We start from the raw sequence: 19,539 nt of genomic DNA, 5'->3' as shown, positions 1-19,539 counted from the left end.
GGCAGAGGTATGCGGATCGGCTATGTTATGGCAGAAGGTCGGGGGGAAACCGATCTTTTGTTGCATGACGTGGCGCGAGCGGCGCAGGCGCGCGGCCTGCGTTTGTGCGGAACGGTACAGGTAAACACCAATTGCGGTGCTGATCGACCCTGCGACATGGATGTCGAGGTGCTGCCGGACGGACCGGTGATCCGCATCTCTCAAAGTCTAGGACCTGGTGCGCGCGGCTGTCGGTTGGACCCATCGGCGCTCGAGCTGGCGGTCGCCGCAGCCGAGGCACGGCTAGCGGAGGGCTGCGATCTGGTCATCGTCAACAAATTCGGCAAGCACGAGGCCGAGGGGCGCGGGTTTCGCAATCTGATTGCCGAGGCACTGAGCCGGGACGTGCCGGTGCTGGTTGGGGCAAATCGGCTGAACGCGCCGCATCTGTTGGCCTTTTCCGATGGGCTGGCAGAAGCGCTCAGCCCGGACCTCGCGCGCATTCTCGATTGGCTCGATCATGCGGCAACCGGTGCGCGCGCCTGAACCAGAACGCAATTGACCGGGCGGGGGCCATCTGTCATGCAGCAGGCTCAGTCAAGGTGAGGCGAAGACGATGAAGGTCATCATCTGCGGGGCTGGCCAAGTCGGCTGGCAGATCGCACGGCATCTCTCGGGCGAGCGCAACGATGTTACGGTTGTGGACAACAACCCGGATCTTGTGCGCCGCGCCACCGAAACGCTCGATGTGCAGGGGATCACGGGCTTTGCCTCTTACCCCGATGTGCTTGAGCGGGCAGGCGCGCGCGATGCGGACATGATTATCGCGGCCACCTATTCGGATGAGGTCAACATGGTGACCTGTCAGGTGGCACACTCGGTCTTTGGCATCAGTCGCAAGATTGCGCGACTGCGCAGTCAGTCTTATCTCGATGCGATCTATTCCGATCTCTACCGCCGCGATCACATGCCGATCGACGTCGTGATCAGTCCCGAACGAGAGGTGGCGCAGGCCGCGTTGCAACGCCTCGCGGCACCCGCTGCATTCGACACCGAAATGTTCATGGGCGGGCAAGCGCAACTCATGGGCATCAGGCTCGAAGAGGACTGTCCGGTCCTCAATACGCCGTTGCGCCAGTTGAGCGATCTCTTCTCAACTCTGCGTGTGGTGGTTCTGGCGGTTCGTCGTGAGGGACGACTGTTTGCGCCTGAAGCAGGTGATCAGCTCTTTGAAGGGGACGAGTGCTATCTTTTTGCCCCGGTGGAAGATGTGCCACGCACACTCGAGGTGTTCGGCAAATCGCAAAAGAAACAGGAGCGGGTGGTCATTATCGGGGGCGGCAATATCGGTCTTGCGGTGGCGCAGGCGCTTGAGACGAGACAGGGCGGTCGTATCCGCGCCAAGGTGATCGAGAAAAGCCGGCCTCAGGCAGAGCGTGCGGCGGATGCGCTGGAGCGCACGATTGTTCTGAACGGAGATGGTCTCAACGCCGCCCTCTTGGCCGAGGCGGGGATATCGCGCGCAGATGCGGTTTTGGTTGTGACTGATGACGACAAGACCAACATGCTGGCCGCCGTGCGCGCCAAGTCCGAAGGGTGCCCATTTGCCGTGGCGTTGATCAATGACCCGACGATGGTGCCACTACTCGAACCCTTGGGCATCGACGCCTATATTAACCCGCGTGCGACGACTGTAAGCTCGATTCTGCGGCATATCCGTCACGGCAAGGTACGCGGAGTCTATTCCATAGGTGATGCCGAGGGCGAAGTGATCGAGGCAGAAGTGATGTCGACCTCTTCCATTGCGGGCGCGGCCATCCGCGACATCGACTTTCCCGAGGGCGTGCTGGTTGGAGCGGTGCGCAAGGGCGGCAAGATCTACAAGCCCGCAGGCGGCCTTCGGGTGGAGGCGGGCGATGTGATCGTGATATTTGCAATGGCGGCAGATGTGGCGGCGGTTGAACAGCTGTTGCAGGTCTCGATCGACTTCTTTTGATCCCATGATCGCCCGGCTTCTGACATTTCCCCTGATCCTGATCCTCGCTGGGGTGGCGGCGTTTCTTATGTTTCTGCCTGCCATCGACGCGGCGATGCGCGGCTACAGCGGCGTGGGGCGAGCCTTTGCTTTTTCCGGTATTCTTGGACTGGCTTTGGTTATGAGCGTGGGGTTGGCTCTGTCCGGCCGAACCAATCAAAAGATGAACGATACGCAAAATCTGATTTCGCTCTTGCTAGCCTATCTCTTGCTGCCAGTCTTTCTGGCGCTGCCCTTCTATGAAGGGGTCAGAAATACCACATTCCTCAATGCATATTTCGAAATGGTATCCAGCTTCACGACCACCGGCGCTTCGCTCTTTGATGCGCCGGGGCGTTTGAAGGACAGTCTGCATTTGTGGCGTGCACTGGTAGGCTGGAGCGGGGGGCTCCTGATCTGGATTTCAGCGTCTGCGGTTCTGGCACCGCTCAGCCTCGGCGGTTTCGAAGTTACAGCACGCGGCGAACCGGGGCAGGATGAGACAGTGCTTGGCCGGTTTGAGCGAGCAGCCCCGGCCAAGCGATTGGCACAATCCACGGCCGTATTGGCGCCGGTCTATATCGGGCTGACAGCTGCGCTCTGGATCATCCTGATGATTGGTGGGGAGCGCGCCTTTGTCGCAGCGGTGCATGCGATGTCAACCATGGCGACCAGCGGCATATCCTCGATTGGAGGCCTACAGAATGGCGCTGCGGGCTTTGCTGGTGAATTTGCTATTTTTCTCTTTCTCTTTTTTTCACTGTCCCGGCTTACTTTCTCATCCGATACGATTACCGCCGCGCGGCCGGGTGTCATCAATGATCCAGAGTTCCGGCTTGGCGTCATGCTGGTGATCGGTGTTCCCCTGATCCTGATTGTGCGTCATTGGCTTGCGACCTTGGGCATAGAGGAAACTGGAGACTGGCGTGTGGCGCTACGGGCACTCTGGGGCGCGCTCTTTACCGTGCTGTCGTTTCTATCCACCACAGGCTTTGAGAGCGCGGACTGGCAAGAGGCGCGCGACTGGTCAGGCTTGGGCACCCCTGGACTCATATTATTGGGATTGTCCCTGATTGGCGGTGGAGTGGCGACGACGGCAGGTGGTGTGAAACTGCTGCGGGTCTATGCGCTCTATCTGCATGCACGACGCGAAACCGAGCGTCTGGTGCATCCCTCCTCGGTCGGGCGGGCAACCGGCCTCGGGCGACGTATCCGGCGTCAGGGGGCCTATATTGCATGGGTTTTCTTCATGCTATTTGCGATGTCACTTACCTTTGTCACAGCGCTGTTGACGCTCTTTGGCCAAGGGTTCGAATCCGCACTGATTCTTACCATATCGGGCCTCTCAACGACTGGACCATTGATCCTCACCGCGAGTGAGGCGCCAATCCGCTTGTTGGAGCTGAGCGCCGGGGCCAAGATGGTCTATGCGATGGCGATGGTATTGGGACGACTCGAGACTTTGGCCCTTATTGCATTGCTCAATCCGTCCATCTGGCGAGACTAGCACCCCGTGCCTATCAACCTTTCAGATTGGAACGATTTTATTTTTGGGCTGGAAACTCTCGCAAGGGCAAGACATACTCTTTTGCATATGTAAGACCCCTCGCGCCGGTTCGCGGTGCGCGCAATAAAAAAAGGCAGGAAGACGCATGGCTTCTGATCGACAAAATTTGCAGGACGCTTTTCTGAATCAGGTACGCAAGACCAAAATTCCTGTGACCGTCTTTCTGATCAACGGGGTCAAGTTGCAGGGTGTGATCACTTGGTTTGACAATTTCTGCATTCTGCTGCGCCGAGACGGTCAGTCGCAGCTTGTTTACAAGCATGCGGTGTCAACCATCATGCCCTCGCAGCCCGTGAATCTCTATGACGGTGATGAACCCAATTGATGGACCATGCACGCCCGATCACAAGGGCCTGGGTCATCCACCCCGAGATAGCCGGTGCAAGCCGCACACGTGAGCCTGCTTTAGCACTCGAAGAAGCCGTGGCTTTGGCGCAGGCTTTGCCGGATATCGACGTGGTCGGGTCGGATGTGGTGCGCCTGCGCAAACCCGATGCTGGTCGTCTCTTTGGTAAGGGCAAGCTTGAGGAGCTTCACCAAGCGATGGAGGCTGCCGACGTCGAGCTTGTGCTGGTCGATGGGCCGGTGACGCCCGTTCAGCAACGTAATCTGGAAAAGGCTTGGGGTGTGAAGCTCCTTGATCGTACCGGCCTTATCCTCGAGATTTTCAGCGACCGTGCCGCCACTCGGGAGGGCGTGCTTCAAGTTGAAATGGCAGCCCTCAGTTATCAGCGCACGCGCCTTGTGCGGGCCTGGACCCACCTTGAGCGGCAGCGCGGCGGGCTTGGCTTTGTCGGCGGTCCCGGCGAGACACAGATCGAGGCGGATCGTCGTGCGATTGACGATCAACTTGTGCGCCTGCGCCGTCAGTTGGAAAAGGTGGCCAAGACCCGCACGCTTCACCGCGCCGCCCGTGCCAAGGTGCCGTTTCCGATTGTGGCCCTCGTTGGCTACACCAATGCGGGGAAATCCACGCTTTTCAACCGTCTGACAGGGGCGGATGTTATGGCCAAGGATATGCTCTTTGCGACGCTCGACCCGACCATGCGTAGAGTTGCCCTGCCAGAGGGTGGTCCCGAAGTGATCCTGTCTGACACTGTGGGTTTTATCAGTGACCTGCCCACTGAGTTGGTCGCGGCCTTTCGCGCAACTCTCGAAGAGGTCCTCTCTGCCGATCTTATCTGCCATGTGCGTGATATTTCACATCCGGAAACCGTGTCTCAATCGCGGGATGTCGCAGCAATCCTCGAAAGTCTTGGGGTGAGCGACAAGACCCCACAGATCGAGATTTGGAACAAGATCGACCAGCTCGAGGATGAGGCCCGCGCTGCAGCGGTGACTCAGGCCGAGAGGCAGGATGATGTTCTCGCGATTTCTGCAATCACAGGGCAGGGGATCAACGACCTCGTTGCCGCCATCGGCGCTAAACTGGCCGATGTGACCCATGAGACGGTGTTACACCTTCAGTTTGGCGAGGGACGCAAACGGGCTTGGCTCTTTGAAAAGGAGCTTGTCGAGTCGGAGCGTCAGACCGACGATGGCTTTGACTTGACCGTCCACTGGACAGCGCGCCAAGAGGCCCAGTTCCGCGATCTATGATGGTGGAATGCTTGGGCCCCCGCGAAGGGATCCTGAGAGGGCTGTCGCTAAGGTGCCAACTGGACGTTGCTCGAAATCCGCAGCGTTTGAGTTTGTCCTCATCTGCAAGAAGCAATGGTGCCAACGCCTCGTAAGGCAACACATGACGAGATTGGATTTCTTCTTTGAGGCCGTGATTTGCCCCTTCATGGTGCCTTCATCAAATTCCTGCTATTGTCACAGCCCTACGAGACCGCGCTCCCCAATGACCTCGAACCCAAACGCCGCAGACGACAAGTATCTCGATCTCCTTAGTTCACCGCCTGCGGCACCTTCGCCCGCTTTGGCATAAAACATGCCTTAATCCTTGCCCGTGCCGTGCTTTCGTTTATCAAGAACACGCACAAGAACAAGAAGCTGACGCATGCCCAAAGACACTGCTCCTGAAACACCCGCACCGGTTCTCAAAGATGCGCGCGACTGGGTTCGTATTCTGTCGACCTATCGCGACCCGAGCCCAACGCGTAGCACCTTCGAACTTGGGGTCACGCTTGGCCCGTTCCTGCTGCTCTGGGCGGCTGCATGGTGGTCGTTATCGGTCAGCCTGTGGCTGACACTTGCGCTGTCGCTCGTCAACGCTGCCTTCCTCTTGCGTCTCTTTGCGATCCAGCACGATTGCGGCCATGGTGCATTTTACAAAAGCCGCAACCTCAGCGATTGGCTCGGGCGTGTCATAGGTGTGCTTACTCTCACACCCTACGATGTCTGGCGGCGCGCCCACTCGATCCACCATAGTTCGGCGGGCAATCTCGGGCGGCGAGGAATAGGCGATATCACCACCCTGACCGTGAGCGAATACCGCGCTCTGTCGCCACTTAAACGTCTGATGTACCGGCTTTATCGACATCCGATTGTGATGTTTGGCTTAGGGCCAGGTTACCTTTTCTTTGTGCAGAACCGCCTTCCCATGGGGCTTATGGCACAGTCGCGATACTGGATCAGCGCGATGGGCACCAATGCGGCGATCCTCGCACTGCTTGGGCTCATCCTATATTTTGGTGGGCTTCTGCCAATCCTGCTTATTTTCGTGCCCACGACCCTCCTTGCTGCCACTGCTGGCGTTTGGCTCTTTTACGTGCAGCACCAGTTTGAAGACACGCATTGGGAGGAGGATGACGATTGGGATCTGCACGATGCGGCCCTGCACGGCAGTTCACATTACGTTTTGCCGTCGGTCCTGCAATGGCTCAGTGCCAATATCGGGATACATCATGTGCATCATCTCTACAGCCGCATCCCGTTCTACCGCCTGCCTGAGGTGCTGCGCGACCATGCAGCCTTGGCTGAGTCGCATCGACTCACGATTCGTCAGAGCTTTGCAACGACACGCCTGCACCTCTGGGACGAGAGCAGTAAGCGGTTGATCTCTTTCTCGAACTTGGCCACCAACCCCTGACACCGATATTTTCGGGAAAATTTCAGCGCCAGACCCGTCACTTTAGTCGGGCTGTTTGAATTTTTTTACCACCCCTGCATCCAAACACCGTCTCGCCCGAGTCTCCTAAGTATCCAAGCTGCAGATAGGCTGCGGCTTCTGATATCCGAGGACTGACTTATGACCAAACTGACTTTTGCACTCGCGACCACTGCCCTGCTGACGAGCACATCGTTGGCCACCGCAGATAATCATGGCAACCACAGCCTGACCGCAATTGCCCTTTCGGGCGATAACATGTTGCACAAGATCGACGTTGCCACTGCGACGGTCAAAGCCTCCATGCCGGTCGAGGGGGTCTCCAGACTGCTCGGAATTGACCTGAGACCAGCCACAGGTCAGTTGATCGGCGTCACCGACGGGTTTGAGATTGTCGAGATCGACCCGGAAACCGGCGCTACCACGGTAATCTCCAAAATGGACAAAGAGCTTCCGATTGACGGCGATGCGGCCGTGATCGTGGACTTCAACCCCAAAGCCAACAAGCTGCGCTTTATGTCCGGCACAACCAACCACCGTGTCGATATCGAGAGCGGCGCTGTTACCGTCGACGGCAGTCTGACCTTTGACAGCGCTGATATGCACGCAGGCGAAGCCCCGGCCATCGTCGCGGCGGCCTACAGCAATTCCTATGGCACGCCTGAAGCAACGGCGATGTACGACATCGACAGCACCATCGTCGCCCTTATTCAACAGACATCACCCAATGACGGCACGCTCGCTGCCATCGGCAAACTTGGAATTGACGGCGCGGCGCCCTATGCCTTCGATATCGCGACCGATGCCGAGGGAAAGAATACCGCGTGGCTGGTGTCAGGTTCCATGCTGCACACGGTCTCGCTTGACTCCGGGTCCGTTGCCGAAAGCTGGGAACTGACCGGAACAGACGGCGCCGCCGTGCGCGACATCACCTTCATGACGGCGATGTAACCGGATTGTCGGCTCCGCACGTGGGGCCGGCAAGCACCTCCCGGTAAGATCATCCCCCAGTTTGGCGGATGTTTTGTGCCCAGTTACCGCCGATCTTGGTTTGACCGGGAGGTGTCCAGTCTTTACCCCTGAACAGAAGGAGTCGACTCCTAGCATTAAGATGGAAAAAGAGCCCTTCTGTGACAGACCTCTCCCTGTTGATCCAATCCTGTGCCGCCGGCGAGCGCTCGGCCTTAAAACAGATCATGGAGACCGAAGGTGGGCGAATGCTCGGCGTTGCCCGTCGGATGCTCCGACGACAGGATCTGGCCGAAGACGCTGTGCAGGAATGCTTCGTCTTGCTCTGGCGGAAAGCGCACCAGTTCGATGCCGAGAGGGGTCAAGCCAAGGCTTGGATCTATACGATCTTGCGCAACCGATGTCTCACGCTCTTGCGCAACGCGCATCCGGAAACCGCACTTGATCCCGCAGAGGCTGAAGAAGCATCTGATGATGCAATTCTAGAGATCGCCTACAATCGTCTTGAGCGCACGCATGATCTGCGCATCTGTCTTGAATCCTTGGACCCTCATAAACGCATGGCCATTCTGTCATCCTATATCCTTGGCTACAGCCATGGCGAGATTGCCGGACGCATGGGGGCGCCACTCGGATCAGTCAAGGCTTGGGTGCGGCGCGGTCTGTTGATGCTGCGGGAGTGTCTGTCATGACCGACCGTTCCCTGTCAGAACGGATCGACGAGGTCGTTCTTGGTCTGGCCAGCGAGGCGGAGCTGTTCGAGATCGAAGGGCTCTGTGCGGCGGATGCCAAAGTGGCCGCGATGCTAGAGCGCGCGCGCCAGCGATTTTTGGCTCTGGATGAAACTGCCGATATACTGCCCCTCCCTGACGGCCTATGGGCACGAGTCGAAACATCCTTGACCGAAGCCGGGCCACACGCGGATGAAATTCCTGCCACCGCACAAGTGATCGCGTTTGCTCCTCTTCAACACAGGCTCAAGACATGGCGATTGGCCGCTTTGAGCGGCATCGCTGCAACTTTCATGCTTGCAAGCGTTTTGGGTTGGTCACTAGTGACAGCGGTTGACCCAACAGTCATTGCCGTTCTGCTCGACGACCAAGGACAGCCCATTGCCGTGGTCGAAGGCACGCAGAGCAACCAGACCCTGATTACATTGTTGGAGAACGCCCGTGTCCCGGACGATCGCGTGATGCAGGTCTGGACCAAGCCGCAGGATGACGGCAGCCCGGTGTCCCTTGGCCTGCTGTCAACGGCGCGCTCTCTTACCCTGTCGGTGGACGGCCTTCCTCCCCCCCGCGCGGACCAACTCTACGAGATCACCTTCGAGCCTCTGGGGGGCTCTCCCACAAACCTTCCAACGGGTCCGATCCTGGCGAAAGGCTTTGCCAAGACACCGGTGTACTAAGACCGCTTTGAATCCTGCCTTGCGCCCCATCGCCAGGGCGGCCTGATGAGAACCTTGGCGCTGTGACCTGCCACTGATCGTTTCTCCAATTTCATAAACACCTTACCACGGTGTCCACGAAATCGGCAGCAGCTCAAACGGATAATTTCTGGTTCATCCTATCAATTAGGAGATCGAGATGATGCAGAAACCTGAAACTTCGACGGACGCCGCTGCAAGCTGGTCAAGACCATCCGCCACAAAATCCGCCAGACCTATTCTGCTGAAAGGAAAATCCGCGTTATCTTGGCCGGTTCGCGTGGCGAGGAAAGTATCTCGGTGCTGTGCCGGTGGGAAAGTATTGCCGAGAGCCTGTGTAACAGCTTGCTAAACGCGTTTCTGGAGCCCGGCGGCCTTCGGCGATACTGCCACGTCGTGCCGCGCAGGAGAAAGCGGAAAGCATGATCCATGGCGCTGACCTCCGGCAGAGGTCGCACTGACCGATGCCTCGCGGGGAATTCCTTTGAGTGATAAAAGAAAGCCCACAACGAAGCCGTTGCGGGTTTCTCTTTGCTATCAATACCTTGCGGTAGTTTTGGCTCCGGCGGTAGGGATCGAACCTACGACCAATTGATTAACAGTCAACTGCTCTACCGCTGAGCTACGCCGGAACACTTGGGCCGTATAGCAACCGAGTTGGAGGAGGTCCAGAGGATTTGTCACAAAAAATCGACTGCTTTCGTGTATCCGTCAAAGGCACGCAAATGCTGTGTCGGCGTGCAGTTCACCCAGTGGAATAATTCGAGATTTCTGAGTTAGATCAATGAGGTGCGCAAGTACATTTCGTCTCGCGACCGGGAGGAGGTGAGCGGGGGTATCTGCGTAGACGATCGCTGTCACTTGAGAGGCTGACCGGGGGCCTGCGTGCAAGACCTCGAGAATCGCAGCTTCGCGCGCTAAACGGTGTGATATCAGCCAGTCGAGGCGCGCGGCCGGGTCTTCTATTGGTCCACCGTGGCCCGGCAGAAATCGTCTTGCATGGAGCGCTTTCAGCCGCCTGCAGGATGCCATGAATTGTGTGAGGTCCCCATCTGGCGGCGAGACAAGAGAACTGGCCCAGCCCATCACCAGATCCCCTGTCAGAATTGTGTCTTCGATCACAAAGCACAGGTGATTGCCAAAATGACCCGGCGTCCAGTGTGGCGTAATCTGCCATCCATCGCCAACGACGGACTCTCCATCGAAGAGCAACTGATCCGGGGTAAAAGTCACGTCCACACCCTCTCCACCGCCGATCATACCCGTGTCGGCGAGGTGTTGCATCACGGGGCTGCGGCCAGCTCTTGCGTCGCCATAGGCGAAGACCGGTGCACCCGTTTCGTCCGAGAGGCGCGCTGCCAAGGGCGAGTGATCGAGATGTGCGTGCGTGACGAGGATGTGGCTGACGCACTGTCCGGGGCCAATCGCACGCAGAATGGCCTGCAAATGCGCGGTATCATCTGGGCCAGGGTCGATTACGGCCAATTGTCGGGTGCCCAGAACGTAGGTATTTGTACCCCAAAACGTCATCGGCGAGGGGTTGGGCGCAAGAATCCTCCGGAGGTCGCTGCCCAGATCTTGCGCTATGCCTACGGGGGGTCTTTTTTCTTGGTCCGTTTGCATGGCTCTTCCTTCTGGCAACCCACGCAGCTAGGTTTAACCATGTCGGTTCGATGGCTCAAACCCTATATGCCCCGAAGCCTTTATGGGCGAGCGGTTCTTATCCTGCTTTTGCCGGTTATAACGCTGCTTTTGGTCGTGTCTTTGGTATTTACACAAAGGCTCTTCGACGACGTCACACAGCAGATGGTAAAGACTGTGGCCCGCGAGATTCGGCTGGTGTTGGCCCAACCTGAGGGGAGCGCGGTTGCCGACATCCTTGAGATCGAGCGGCGGCGCGTACCAATGTCCGAGATTCCTCGTGCAGATGAGTACGACTGGTTCGATCTGTCTGGGAATGTGGTCATCCGCGAGTTGCGAGAGTATTTCGACGATTTGGAACGCGTTTCATTGGCCGATAGCAAGTATGTCATATTATATTTTCAGCGAGACGAGTCGGTGATCGAACTTGTATTCGACCGTCGTCGAGTATCAGCGCGGAGACCCTATCAAGTTCTTGTAAACCTTGCGTTTTATGGGATTTTGATGACGGTGGTCTCTTATGTTTACATGCGCAAACAACTGCGACCAATTACGCGCCTTGCAGAGGCGGCAGAGGCTTTTGGGCGCGGTCGGCATGTACCCTACCGCCCGGCAGGCGCCATAGAAGTGCGCGCTGCGGGCAATGCGTTTCTTGATATGCGCGCACGGTTGGAACGACAAATCGAACAACGCACCTTGATGCTTTCGGGCGTCAGCCACGACTTGCGCACCCCGTTGACCCGACTTCGATTAGGCCTTGCGATGTTGGATCACGAAGAGGCCGCGCCAATGTTGCGCGACGTGGTGGATATGGAGAGATTGCTCGATGGGTTTTTGGCCTTTGCCCGTGGTGCGCATGAAGGCGAAGCCGAGCCCATTGATCCAATTGATCTCGTGAGGCAAATTGTCGAGGATTCGCAACGTGCGCAGGTTCCTGTGGCACTGGTTGAGACGCGCGGAGAAGGAAGTATTGCTCTGCGGCCAGCGAACATCCGACGAGCTGTTGAGAATCTGATCAACAATGCTGTGCGCTATGGGTCGCGAGCAGAGGTTTCTGTCGTTATGACAGAAAAATCCCTGCGCATCCGGGTGGAAGACGATGGACCTGGCATTCCGCCTGACAGCCGGGGCGACGCCATCAAACCGTTTACGCGTCTGGAGCCTGCGCGAAATCAGAACCGTGGCATGGGAGTCGGCTTGGGTTTATCAATTGTTTTGGATGTGGCTCGGGCACATGGGGGTACGTTGCGCTTGGGCGAAAGTGTGCGTTTGGGCGGCTTGTGCGCTGATATTGTGATCGCGCGGTGATGCGAAATCGGAACGTATCGTAGTTTTTTTCTGAAGGGAATCAAACTGGATGCAGACCATCCACAACACAGGTGGGGCCTGACGGGCCACCTGTGCCGATGAAAAATATTTTAATATTAGCAGGTTAGCTTGCGCGCCGCTCATCGAAACTGAGTGCGATGAAGCTAGGCAGGTGATCCCCCAAGCCCACAACACGCGGGCCACCAGCTTGATCCTGCCGTCCGCGGCCACCGCTGTTCCCACCGCCTTGCCGCTGGCCTCGCTCTTGCGGGCGCTCGCTCTGGCGTTCTTGTGAACGTTCGGGTTGACTCTCTTGGCGAGGAGCAGATCGCTCGGAGCTTGTCGTGCGCTGCTCGGGTTTGACAGCCATCACTTCCGCGACAGGCTCTGTAGGATTTTGCACGGGCAGGGGGGCGTTGTCGGACTTTCCTCTGCTGCGGCTCGCAGTACGCGAACGGCGGGGCTTGACGGGGCGTTCGTCACTGCCTTGCGGAGGCTCTGCGTTGGTTGTCGGTGCGCCCAAGGTAATGGGGCTCTCAACCCGGGGAATTTCCTTTTGAAGCAAGGCCTCAACGCCTGCGAGGTTCTTTTCGTCGCGCGGGTTACAGATCATCAATGCCTTGCCGGCGCGACCGGCGCGGCCGGTGCGGCCGATGCGGTGAACGTAGTCTTCGGCATGGCTGGGCACGTCAAAGTTGAAAACATGGCTGACGGCGGGGACATCGAGTCCACGCGCGGCGACATCCGACGCAATGAGAAAACGCAAGGTGCCAGCACGGAAGCCGTCTAGGGTGCGTGTGCGTTGGCTCTGTTCCAGATCGCCGTGAATGGGGGCTGCGTCATAACCGTACTTTATCAAGGACTTAGAGACCACATCTACATCAACCTTGCGGTTGCAGAAGATGATTGCATTGCTACAGGCCTCGCCTTCACGGTCGATCAATGCGCGCAGAAGCCTGCGCTTTTCGCTATCTGCGTTCTCGCGGCGTGTGGGCTTGAACATGACCACGCCCTGTTCGATGGTCTCGGACGCGGTGGCCTGTCGAGCAACCTCGACGCGGGCGGGGTTTGACAGGAAGGTATTGGTGATGCGCTCGATCTCAGGCGCCATCGTGGCCGAAAAGAAAAGTGTCTGACGTGTGAAGGGGGTGAGGCTGAAAATCCGTTCAATATCAGGGATAAAACCCATGTCGAGCATGCGGTCGGCCTCGTCTACGACCATGATTTGAACACCGGTCAGCAAGAGCTTGCCACGCTCGAAATGATCGAGCAGGCGGCCCGGCGTCGCAATCAGAACATCCACGCCCTTGTCGATCAGTTTGTCCTGTTCCTTGAAGCTGACACCGCCGATGAGCAGCGCCTTTGTCAGCTTTAAGTGCTTGGAATATGTATCAAAATTCTCAGCTACCTGGGCTGCGAGTTCGCGTGTCGGGCACAGAACCAGACTGCGTGGCATCCGGGCGCGGGCGCGGCCGCGGGACAGCAGTGACAGCATCGGCAGCGTGAAGCTGGCAGTTTTGCCGGTGCCGGTTTGGGCGATCCCTAGGACGTCGCGGCCTTGCAGCGCGTGGGGGATGGCTTCGGCCTGAATGGGCGTCGGGGTCTCGTAACCAGCCTCTTCTATGGCTTTAAGGACCTTGGGATTCAGGTTCAGATCAGAAAATTTTGTCATGTGTATCCGTGGTTTACGGACACAATCCTGGCCCGTACGTCTGGCGCGGGTTCGGGCCCCTCATGGGCCTGTGGTTCTCCACATGGATGACCCGCTGCGCAGCACTTACCTGAGATCGGCGCCAGCGTCAATGCATCGCATTTTCTTGGCAACAATACCGGGGTTCAACCCGAAGATTATGCTTTCATTGGAAACACTTACGCATGGTTTGGAAAGTGGCGCGCGCGTTTGGTGTCGAGGTCGAGATTGATGGGGTGCAGGTGTCCAAATGCCTCAAGTCGATGGCGCAGATCTGGGGTGGCGGTGCAGACTTCGGTGAAGAAGCGACGGAGGGCCAAGTCACCGCCATCGGCCTCTAGCATTTGAAAAAACTCATGCATATTAAAGGCATAGCCGTCAGACTGTGGTGCGGGCTTGAGGTCGGCGCGGTAGGAGCCGTGGTTGAGTCGGTAGCGATACGCGGCGTGCCAATGCTCCCACGTTGCGGCGTGCAAATGGCAAAGCAAAACTTCATGTAGTTCCTTAGCATCACCGTCCATAAGCTTGTTTTTAAATGCATTATGGATGCGAATGCTTGTTTCTGGCAGACCCGTTCTGACAAAGACCTTGCCCGCGACATGGCTCATGAAGCCGCCATTCAGATAGGGGCCAAAGGTGGGATAGATGGCATTGGTCTGGCTGCGGCGTTCGGTCTGAGACAGGGCGCAGGATTTGAACCACCCGTACGTTTGTGCGGCTTCAGCGTACGGATCGGGGGCAAGTGCCTCGACCGGGCGCACGCGAGCGCTGAACGTATCGGGGGAGAGCTGCGCCAAGTGACCAAACAGGGGACTGTCCGACCAGAGAAATTCGTCGACGTCGATATGGGCGAGCCAATCGACCTGTGGTCGCTTGTTGAGGCAATGCGTGGCGTTGACGCTTTGGCGCGGTTGATGTTTCTCTGGTCGCCCAGTGCGGGAGCGTCTGCGCCAGTACCCGTCATCGCAGAGTATCACACGGCATTTAGGATGCGCGCGCAGGGCGGCTTCGGCCTCTGGGTCGGGGTCGTCAAGATAGACATGCACGCGGTGGGCACCCAGATCGAGATGATGGGCGGCGAAATTGAGGATGTCTTGGGTGGGGGCCTTGATCGTGGCGACCACGCCCCAGGTGGGTGCTGCGTTCATGCGCGCAGAATGCGCAAGCCGCGCGCCCGCCGCAAGGGCTCAGGTGTGTTTAGGGATTTGACGTGTTTTGCGCACAAATAGTGGGTTATGATTGGGTGGAGTGCTCGACACTGGCCAGTTGCTGACATTGGCCCCATGCGATGAGCCGCGCGGTGCCCGTCCGCCGGGTGGGCGCTGTTACCTATCTAGCTAGCACTTAATGCTCGCCAAATACTTCCGCGTTATCAAGCAACTACCACGATGCAAAAGCGCCCGCCCGGTGGGGCGGACGGGCGCTGCGCGGCGGCGCGTGCCGCGCCTTGATTCCGCGCTTTTGAGATTGGGGCAAAGTTCGGCTTTAGGCCGTTCGCTATCCTCGCGTCGAAATTGGCTGACAGCCTCAGTCGAACTTGCGCGAGGGGGCGAGAACCGTGGCTTCGCCGATCAACACCTTTTTGCCATTCACCAGACAGCGGCAATCGAGTTGCACCCGGCGTTTGCCGTGGTCGATGCCGATCACCTCGACCTCTGCATGGACCATGTCGCCGGGGCGCACGGGGGCGAGAAATTTGAGGGTTTGGCCCATGTAGACGGTGCCGTGTCCGGGCAATTGCTCGCCGATCACCGCAGAGATGAGGCCAGCGGTCAGCATGCCATGCGCGATGCGCCCCTCGAAAATCGTATCCTGTGCATAGGCGTCATCGAGATGCACTGGGTTGCGGTCGGTCGAAACCTCGGCGAACAGCTCGATGTCGCGGTCGGTCACGACCTTGCGCAGATGGCGGGTCATGCCCATTTCGATGTCTTCGATACAGATCGTGCCGCGCGGCATGTTGTCCAACATTCGCCCCTCCAACAGGTTTGGTGCGTAATTATCAGGCTGTATTTCGCCTCAAGTTGGAATTTAATTACTTTGCGGATGCAGAAAGATCAAGTGTTTTCTCTCAGCGCAAGAATCCGATTGTGAAGGTGGGTGAGGATTTTTCCTTTGCAAGATAATCGTTTAACGCTGATTCATCCGGTTGGTGCGACGTTTTGGTCTCTGTCGCGGCCAAGCCGCCGGAGATGAAGAGAGAATCGATATCCTCACCCATCGCACCGGCCACATCGGTATGAACCCCGTCGCCGATTGCGAGGATGCGGGCGTTCTCGACATCGCGGCCAAGGGCCAAAAGGCGGCGGCGGGCGAGGTCATAGATGGGAGGATGCGGTTTGCCGAAATAGAGGCTCTCACCGCCCATTTCGGTATAGAGCCGGGCCAGAGCGCCCGCACACCATTCCCGCACCTCGCCACGATCCACCACGATATCGGGATTGGCGCAGAGGAGTTTCAGGCCCATCTGCTTGGCATAGAGGAACTGGGGGCGCAGATCGCTGGGGTCCGCCAAGGGATCGAACGGGCCGATGCAGACGATGCCCTCGGCGTCTTCCAAGGGGACGCGGGTGATGGGCACGGGGTTTTCGATCAAATGCAGCGGATCGAAAAAGCGACCATCGAACGGTTGACCGACGAACCAGACCTTTTCGCCGACCACGCCCTGAAACATCGCAGCACGGGCGCTGTCGCCGGAAGTGGCGATGGTATCCCAGGCGTCGCGGGGCACGCCGAAGCCATCGAGTTGTTTTTCGACGCCGCCGCGCGCGCGGGGCGAGTTGGTGACGAGCACCACGGTGCCGCCGTCTGCACGGTAGGATTGAAGGGCGGCGACAGCATCCGGCAGGGCGCGCACGCCGTCATGCACGCAGCCCCAAAGATCGACAAAGAGCGCGTCATAATTGGCGGAAATCTCGCTGAGGGCGGTGATGATGCGGGTCATGGGCGGCTCCTTGTCTGCGGTCGGTGGCTGAGGTCGGCGCAGATATGGCAGGGCGCGTGCGCTTTGGCCAGCGGCGGATTTGAGTATTTTGACCAAGAAAAGCGGGGCCGCCTTAGAGTCCGTGTGGGCGCACGATGTGGTAATCGCCGCTGAGATAGGTGAGTGGCTTTTGTCCGGCGTTGGTGAGGGCCGTGACGGTGCCGATGCAGATGGCATGGCTGCCATGGGTGATGCGATCCGTGAGCCGGCAGGAGAAGGCGGTGGCGCGCGGCAGCACCGGGCCTTCGGGCCGGGGCGTGTAGTTGAGGCCGAGAAAGCGCTCAGCGGGATTGTCGGGCGACGGTCCGGCAAAGGCACGCGCCACTTCGACCGCATCCTCGGACAGGACATTGACGCAGAAGGCCGCATTCTCGATGACGCTGCGCGCGATCCGGCTGTCGGAGCGCAGGCAGATCAGGACCGAAGGCGGATCGGCGGACAGCGAGGAAAAGGCGCTGACCGTGGCCCCCGCGAGGCCTGCCACCCCGTCCGTGGTCACGACGGTGACGGTCGCTGCCACCTGTCGCATGGCGGCGAGAAAGGCGTCGCGCTCAACGCTGAGGGTGTCTGAAGTCACGCGCGTCTCTCCTGTCGGGGTCCGGGGTCTTTGGGTAACGCCGAAATGTGGCGGGGTAAAGGAAATCCCGTGCCCGGGGGTCAGGTAGCGTGGTGTGATCTGCTTTCAAACCGCACCGGCGAAGGGGCATGAAAAAACCACGCAAGCCGGGGCCTGCGTGGTCAGGGGGACGGTTGGTCCGTCCTTGGTGTGCCTATTTGATGATGGTCTCTGGACCCATGACCGCGTTGGGCAGGACGGTCGAGATCCAGGGCACATAGGTGATGATGATCAGGAACACGAAGAGCACGGCGAGGAAGGGCAGGGCGGCGCGCACCACCGCCATCATCGGCATGCCTGCCACGCCGGAGGTCACGAAGAGGTTGAGGCCGACCGGAGGGGTGATCATGCCGATCTCCATGTTCACCACCATGATGATGCCAAGGTGAATAGGGTCAATCCCGAGTTCCAGAGCGATGGGGAACACAAGCGGGGCGACGATCACCAGAAGGCCCGACGGTTCCATGAACTGCCCGCCGATGAGCAGGATCACGTTGACCACGATGAGGAAGGTCACCGGCCCCAGACCTGCGCCGAGCATGGCGTTGGCGATGTGCTGGGGGATCTGTTCCTCGGTCAACACATGTTTGAGGATGAGCGCGTTGGCGATCACGAACATGAGCATCACGGTGAGCTTGCCCGCATCAAGCAGCGTCTTGCGGGTGTCGCGGTGGAAGAAGGCGGTGAGGAGCGCTGTGGGGCGTTGGTAGAGCGCCAGCGGTGCCTGACCGTCACCGCGCGCCAGCGGCCCCATGTCGCGGTAGATGAAGCTGGCGACCAAGAAGGCGTAGACTGCGGCCACCGCCGCCGCCTCGGTCGGGGTGAAGATCGCGCCGGTGATGCCGGGGATGCCGTAGATCCCCACCATGATGATCGCGATCAGCAAGAGACCCCAGGCCGCCTCGCGGAAGCTGTCAAAGATTTCACGCCAGCCGCGCCATTCGCCCTGTGGCATGTTCTTGACCTTGGCGATGACATAGATGGTGATCATCAGCATCGACCCCGCCAGAAGACCCGGCAGGACGCCCGCGAGGAACATCCGGCCCACCGAGACATCGGTGGCGCTGGCGTAGACAACCATGACGATGGAGGGCGGGATCAGGATGCCAAGCGTGCCCGCGTTACAGATCACACCGGCGGCGAATTCCTTGGTATAGCCCATTTGGCGCATGGCGGCGATCACGATTGTGCCGATCGCGACCACGGTGGCGGGCGAGGAACCCGAGAGCGCGGCGAACATCATGCAGGCCAACACGCCGGCGATGGCGAGGCCGCCGGGCAGGTGGCCGACGCAGGCGATGGCAAAGCGGATGATGCGTTGCGCCACGCCGCCGGTGGACATGAAGGAGGAAGCCAGAACGAAGAACGGGATCGCGAGCAGGGTGTAATGACCGACGAAGGCGTTGAGCAGTGTGCCTGCAATCGAGGCCAGAGACGTGTCGGAATAGAGCAGCATGAAGAGCGTGGAACTGAGACCGAGCGAGACGGCGATTGGCACGCCGATCAGCATCAGGCCGACGACCATGGTGAAGAGCAGAGCGACATCCATCAGTTTTGCCCTCCATCGGCGTTACGCGCCTGGGCGGCGCGGAGTTCTTCGATCTCGTCTTCGACCTCGTGGCTGGCAATCAGGCGGTCGATCTTGCCGGTCCAGATGGCAATGGCGACCTGTGTGAAGCGCAGGACGAGCAGGAAAGCCGAGAGCGGCAGAACGAGATACGGGATCACCTTGGGCAGTTTTTCGTAGGAGTCGCCGTAGTTGATCAGGTCTTCGAGAAAGCGGAAGACGGCCAGCATGGGCACATCCTGCACCTCGTAAAAGCTCTGGGAGCGGGCGGTGGTGTCAAAGCCGGTGGGAACCCAGCGCCCGGAGGTGGGAGGCAGGTCGGCGAAGACCGCCCAATAGTCATAGCACCCCTTGAGCAGCAGCAGAGAGAAGAAGAGGCAGGCCACGACCGCAACCAGCCCCACGATCCGCCGCGCGGGGACCGAGAGCAGGTTGATCACGGCATCGACGCCCAGATGCGCATGTTTCTTGACCGCATAGGAGGCGCCCAAGAGGACGAGCCAACCGAACATGAATACGGTCAGTTCGAGTGCCCAGAGGATATTCACGTTGAACACATATCGAGCGACAACATTGGCGAAGGTCAGCAATGTCATCACCCCCAGGAGCGCGGCAATCACCGTCTCCTCGATATGGTCGATAAGCCCAGTCTTGTGCTGCATCGTCCCATTCCCAAATTTTGTGAGTGTGTCGCGGGTTGCAAGTCGGGCGGGTGATAGAGAAACCC

Annotated in this window: 18 protein-coding genes and 1 tRNA gene; 10 read left to right on the top strand and 9 right to left on the bottom strand. The window is 58.9% G+C overall.

What is annotated here, in order from left to right; genetic code table 11:
* Window positions 1–9 precede the first annotated feature (9 nt).
* The 9 genes from ROS217_RS17165 to ROS217_RS17125 all read left to right on the top strand — a co-directional run bounded on the left by ROS217_RS17165 (window position 10) and on the right by ROS217_RS17125 (window position 8,989).
* Window positions 10–525 (top strand): DUF2478 domain-containing protein, encoded by a 516-nt coding sequence (locus ROS217_RS17165; protein WP_009819062.1) that lies wholly within the window; start codon window positions 10–12, stop codon window positions 523–525.
* Window positions 526–595: 70 nt separating this feature from the next.
* Entirely contained in the window at window positions 596–1,975 is a 1,380-nt protein-coding gene (gene trkA / locus ROS217_RS17160; protein ID WP_009819061.1) for a Trk system potassium transporter TrkA, read from the top strand.
* Between the two features lie 4 nt (window positions 1,976–1,979).
* Window positions 1,980–3,500 (top strand): TrkH family potassium uptake protein, encoded by a 1,521-nt coding sequence (locus ROS217_RS17155; protein ID WP_009819060.1) that lies wholly within the window; start codon window positions 1,980–1,982, stop codon window positions 3,498–3,500.
* A 145-nt stretch (window positions 3,501–3,645) separates the two neighbouring features.
* On the top strand, window positions 3,646–3,885 hold the full coding sequence (hfq, locus tag ROS217_RS17150; protein WP_009819059.1) for an RNA chaperone Hfq: 240 nt from the start codon (window positions 3,646–3,648) through the stop codon (window positions 3,883–3,885).
* Window positions 3,885–5,159: a GTPase HflX gene (gene hflX, locus ROS217_RS17145; protein WP_009819058.1), complete on the top strand. Its 1,275-nt coding sequence runs from the start codon at window positions 3,885–3,887 to the stop codon at window positions 5,157–5,159. Before hfq ends, hflX begins: the two co-directional genes overlap by 1 nt.
* Before the next feature lie 403 nt (window positions 5,160–5,562).
* Window positions 5,563–6,594 (top strand): fatty acid desaturase, encoded by a 1,032-nt coding sequence (locus ROS217_RS17140; protein ID WP_009819057.1) that lies wholly within the window; start codon window positions 5,563–5,565, stop codon window positions 6,592–6,594.
* Between the two features lie 159 nt (window positions 6,595–6,753).
* Window positions 6,754–7,563, top strand: coding sequence for a DUF4394 domain-containing protein (locus ROS217_RS17135; protein ID WP_009819056.1), 810 nt, complete (start codon window positions 6,754–6,756; stop codon window positions 7,561–7,563).
* 179 nt (window positions 7,564–7,742) lie between these two features.
* Window positions 7,743–8,273, top strand: coding sequence for a sigma-70 family RNA polymerase sigma factor (locus ROS217_RS17130; RefSeq protein ID WP_009819055.1), 531 nt, complete (start codon window positions 7,743–7,745; stop codon window positions 8,271–8,273).
* Window positions 8,270–8,989: an anti-sigma factor gene (locus tag ROS217_RS17125; protein WP_009819054.1), complete on the top strand. Its 720-nt coding sequence runs from the start codon at window positions 8,270–8,272 to the stop codon at window positions 8,987–8,989. The genes ROS217_RS17130 and ROS217_RS17125 overlap by 4 nt, the downstream gene beginning before the upstream one ends.
* A gap of 575 nt (window positions 8,990–9,564) precedes the next feature.
* Here ROS217_RS17125 and ROS217_RS17120 read toward each other — a convergent pair.
* A tRNA-Asn gene (locus ROS217_RS17120) sits at window positions 9,565–9,639 on the bottom strand.
* 79 nt (window positions 9,640–9,718) lie between these two features.
* Window positions 9,719–10,630, bottom strand: coding sequence for an MBL fold metallo-hydrolase (locus ROS217_RS17115; RefSeq protein WP_009819053.1), 912 nt, complete (start codon window positions 10,628–10,630; stop codon window positions 9,719–9,721).
* A gap of 39 nt (window positions 10,631–10,669) precedes the next feature.
* Between ROS217_RS17115 and ROS217_RS17110 the strand changes: the two genes are divergently transcribed.
* Complete coding sequence (locus ROS217_RS17110) at window positions 10,670–11,956, top strand: ATP-binding protein (RefSeq protein ID WP_009819052.1); 1,287 nt, start codon at window positions 10,670–10,672, stop codon at window positions 11,954–11,956.
* Window positions 11,957–12,080: 124 nt separating this feature from the next.
* On the opposite strand, the gene ROS217_RS17105 is transcribed toward ROS217_RS17110, so the two are convergent.
* The 7 genes from ROS217_RS17105 to ROS217_RS17075 form a co-directional block, all read right to left on the bottom strand.
* Window positions 12,081–13,628: a DEAD/DEAH box helicase gene (locus ROS217_RS17105; RefSeq protein WP_009819051.1), complete on the bottom strand. Its 1,548-nt coding sequence runs from the start codon at window positions 13,626–13,628 to the stop codon at window positions 12,081–12,083.
* Between the two features lie 197 nt (window positions 13,629–13,825).
* A complete protein-coding gene (locus tag ROS217_RS17100; protein WP_009819050.1) occupies window positions 13,826–14,794 on the bottom strand; it encodes a glycosyltransferase family 2 protein in 969 nt (322 codons plus the stop codon).
* A 379-nt stretch (window positions 14,795–15,173) separates the two neighbouring features.
* Window positions 15,174–15,617, bottom strand: a complete 444-nt coding sequence (locus tag ROS217_RS17095) for a MaoC family dehydratase (protein ID WP_009819049.1) — start codon at window positions 15,615–15,617, stop codon at window positions 15,174–15,176.
* A 100-nt stretch (window positions 15,618–15,717) separates the two neighbouring features.
* Complete coding sequence (locus ROS217_RS17090) at window positions 15,718–16,590, bottom strand: TIGR01459 family HAD-type hydrolase (protein WP_009819048.1); 873 nt, start codon at window positions 16,588–16,590, stop codon at window positions 15,718–15,720.
* Between the two features lie 112 nt (window positions 16,591–16,702).
* Window positions 16,703–17,206 carry a flavin reductase family protein gene (locus ROS217_RS17085; protein WP_009819047.1) on the bottom strand — a complete coding sequence of 168 codons (504 nt, stop codon included), beginning with the start codon at window positions 17,204–17,206 and terminating at the stop codon, window positions 16,703–16,705.
* A 193-nt stretch (window positions 17,207–17,399) separates the two neighbouring features.
* Window positions 17,400–18,794 carry a TRAP transporter large permease gene (locus tag ROS217_RS17080; protein WP_009819046.1) on the bottom strand — a complete coding sequence of 465 codons (1,395 nt, stop codon included), beginning with the start codon at window positions 18,792–18,794 and terminating at the stop codon, window positions 17,400–17,402.
* Entirely contained in the window at window positions 18,794–19,474 is a 681-nt protein-coding gene (locus tag ROS217_RS17075; RefSeq protein WP_009819045.1) for a TRAP transporter small permease, read from the bottom strand. Before ROS217_RS17075 ends, ROS217_RS17080 begins: the two co-directional genes overlap by 1 nt.
* Window positions 19,475–19,539 lie beyond the last annotated feature (65 nt).

The sequence above is a fragment of the Roseovarius sp. 217 genome (genome assembly GCF_000152845.1).
Taxonomy (GTDB): domain Bacteria; phylum Pseudomonadota; class Alphaproteobacteria; order Rhodobacterales; family Rhodobacteraceae; genus Roseovarius.
Note: the sequence above shows the minus strand (reverse complement) of the source record. Positions and strands in the feature narration are given on the sequence as shown.

Excerpts from the sequence above, each read along its gene's own strand:
- ROS217_RS17165 (WP_009819062.1), top strand. The coding sequence starts at position 10 with ATGCGGATCGGCTATGTTATGGCAGAAGGTCGGGGGGAAACCGATCTT.
- trkA (WP_009819061.1), top strand. The coding sequence starts at position 596 with ATGAAGGTCATCATCTGCGGGGCTGGCCAAGTCGGCTGGCAGATCGCA.
- ROS217_RS17155 (WP_009819060.1), top strand. The coding sequence starts at position 1,980 with ATGATCGCCCGGCTTCTGACATTTCCCCTGATCCTGATCCTCGCTGGG.
- hfq (WP_009819059.1), top strand. The coding sequence starts at position 3,646 with ATGGCTTCTGATCGACAAAATTTGCAGGACGCTTTTCTGAATCAGGTA.
- hflX (WP_009819058.1), top strand. The coding sequence starts at position 3,885 with ATGGACCATGCACGCCCGATCACAAGGGCCTGGGTCATCCACCCCGAG.
- ROS217_RS17140 (WP_009819057.1), top strand. The coding sequence starts at position 5,563 with ATGCCCAAAGACACTGCTCCTGAAACACCCGCACCGGTTCTCAAAGAT.
- ROS217_RS17135 (WP_009819056.1), top strand. The coding sequence starts at position 6,754 with ATGACCAAACTGACTTTTGCACTCGCGACCACTGCCCTGCTGACGAGC.
- ROS217_RS17125 (WP_009819054.1), top strand. The coding sequence starts at position 8,270 with ATGACCGACCGTTCCCTGTCAGAACGGATCGACGAGGTCGTTCTTGGT.
- ROS217_RS17115 (WP_009819053.1), bottom strand. The coding sequence starts at position 10,630 with ATGCAAACGGACCAAGAAAAAAGACCCCCCGTAGGCATAGCGCAAGAT.
- ROS217_RS17110 (WP_009819052.1), top strand. The coding sequence starts at position 10,670 with ATGTCGGTTCGATGGCTCAAACCCTATATGCCCCGAAGCCTTTATGGG.
- ROS217_RS17105 (WP_009819051.1), bottom strand. The coding sequence starts at position 13,628 with ATGACAAAATTTTCTGATCTGAACCTGAATCCCAAGGTCCTTAAAGCC.
- ROS217_RS17100 (WP_009819050.1), bottom strand. The coding sequence starts at position 14,794 with ATGAACGCAGCACCCACCTGGGGCGTGGTCGCCACGATCAAGGCCCCC.
- ROS217_RS17095 (WP_009819049.1), bottom strand. The coding sequence starts at position 15,617 with ATGTTGGACAACATGCCGCGCGGCACGATCTGTATCGAAGACATCGAA.
- ROS217_RS17090 (WP_009819048.1), bottom strand. The coding sequence starts at position 16,590 with ATGACCCGCATCATCACCGCCCTCAGCGAGATTTCCGCCAATTATGAC.
- ROS217_RS17080 (WP_009819046.1), bottom strand. The coding sequence starts at position 18,794 with ATGGATGTCGCTCTGCTCTTCACCATGGTCGTCGGCCTGATGCTGATC.
- ROS217_RS17075 (WP_009819045.1), bottom strand. The coding sequence starts at position 19,474 with ATGCAGCACAAGACTGGGCTTATCGACCATATCGAGGAGACGGTGATT.